The organism is Ferroplasma sp. Type II (assembly GCF_000496155.1).
The window spans coordinates 1-1,836 of the sequence record NZ_KI542697.1; the positions used below are offsets into that span (position 1 = coordinate 1).

A 1,836-nucleotide genomic window follows, 5' to 3' on the forward strand; every position below is an offset into this window, starting at 1 on the left:
TAGTGACATCCTCCCCAGGCTAACGCATGGGGCTTCCCGCTTCACAACTCAACTTGCATTGCAGAGGTTGAGCCTCTACGGGCATAAAATCGGCGACAGTCCGTGCCTACTCTTTTTTTTATGTTTTATTATAAACATTTTAAATATCTTATCTATAGCATCATTTAATATGTTTATTGCCGCATTTAAATCCCTATCAATGGTAATACCACATACATCACAATGATATGTTCTATCATCCAATGTTAAATCATTTTTTATATTTCCACATTTTGAGCATTTCATTGATGTGTATTTAGGATTAACCTTAATATATGATTTACCGGCACTCTCAGCCTTGTAAATTATATCTTTTATAAGGCTACCCCATGACGCATCCTCTATGCTCTTTGCCAATTTATGGTTTTTAACCATATTGTTTATATTTAAGTCCTCAAATGCTATAAAATTATATTCTTTTATTAATTTATTTGATAATTTCTGTGCAAAGTCATTCCTCTGATTTGAAATATGATTATCCATCCCTGCTAATTGTATTCTTGCTTCCTCCCTGTTTTTTGATCCTTTATTTTTCCTTGATAAACTCCTATGCAATTTTTTTAATTTCTTTTCCGATTTTCTTAAATATTTTGGTGGTTCTATATCTTCATCATTGCTTGTTTTTATTAATGATAACAATCCTAAATCGAAACCTACTGGTTTATCAGGAATCAGTGAATAATTTATATTATTATTTTCATTAACAGTGAATATAGCATAGTATTTTCCTGTATTCTCCCTTTTTATTGTTAATCCCTTTATTTCTCCATTGATTTCTCTATGCTTGAACATTCTTATTTTTCCTATTTTTGATAATTTTAAATGTGTTTTATCTAATATTTCAAATCCAGATTGTGTATATGTAAATGATTTGTATACTTTCTTTGATTTAAATCTTGGAAAACCTGCTTTTATTTTTTTACCTTTTTCCTTTTCATTTATTCTTCTAAAGAAATTATCATATGCTTTGTCTAACCTATTTGCAACATCCTGAAGTACCTGTGAATATATATATTTATATTCAGGGAATTCATTTTTTAACTCTGGTAATTGATTCTGCTGGTATGTATAATTAACATTTATATTATAATAAAAATCCTTCTTTAATTCATATGCCATCTTTCTCTGTTCTAACATTGCATTGTATAAATTATGGGATAAATCAAGAATATAATCTATCTTTTTGATTTGCTCTTTATTCGGGTATATTCTGAATTTATAAGCCCTCATGCCTTTTTGCCTCCTGTGAGTCTACATATTCTTTTAAAACATCTAATGTAACCTGGCCTGATGTTGCCAAAAAATAAGAAGGAGCCCAGAATTCATTATTATATAATTCATTTTTAACATCGGGAAAGTTTCTCTGTATTTCCCTTGATGTTATTGTCTTTATTGCATTTACATATTTTGTGATATTTAATAATGGCGTTGCCTTGAATAGCATATGGAAATGATCCTTATCGCATTCTATATCCAGTACATCAACATTGAATGTTTCTGATATTTCCCTTATCTTCATTTTTAGAAAATCAACTATTGCATCATTTAAAAATACTTTCTTTCTGTATTTTACAACCTGAATAAAGTGGTAATACAAAGAGTACACTGAATGCTGACCCTTATCCAGATTATATGGTGACATAGTTGTATAATAACTTAATAGACTATAAAATTTGCACTTTCATCCCCTCTCTAACGAAAGGGAACTTCCCGCTTATATGTTAAAATTCTTTCATAATTCTGTCATTCAGATAATGCAGTATTTCCACTGCTTCTCCCTTTTTATTTGCCATTATA

2 protein-coding genes are annotated in these 1,836 nt (G+C 29.5%); both read right to left on the bottom strand.

Going from position 1 to position 1,836, the window contains the following annotated elements:
• Positions 1 to 75 precede the first annotated feature (75 nt).
• Positions 76 to 1,269 carry an RNA-guided endonuclease TnpB family protein gene (locus tag AMDU4_RS02920; RefSeq protein ID WP_021786494.1) on the bottom strand — a complete coding sequence of 398 codons (1,194 nt, stop codon included), beginning with the start codon at positions 1,267 to 1,269 and terminating at the stop codon, positions 76 to 78.
• Positions 1,256 to 1,681, bottom strand: coding sequence for an IS200/IS605 family transposase (gene tnpA / locus AMDU4_RS02925; RefSeq protein ID WP_021786495.1), 426 nt, complete (start codon positions 1,679 to 1,681; stop codon positions 1,256 to 1,258). Before tnpA ends, AMDU4_RS02920 begins: the two co-directional genes overlap by 14 nt.
• Positions 1,682 to 1,836 lie beyond the last annotated feature (155 nt).

What these genes read in the sequence shown, in the direction of transcription:
- AMDU4_RS02920 (WP_021786494.1), bottom strand. Translation starts at nt 1,269, where the DNA reads ATGAGGGCTTATAAATTCAGAATATACCCGAATAAAGAGCAAATCAAA.
- tnpA (WP_021786495.1), bottom strand. Translation starts at nt 1,681, where the DNA reads ATGTCACCATATAATCTGGATAAGGGTCAGCATTCAGTGTACTCTTTG.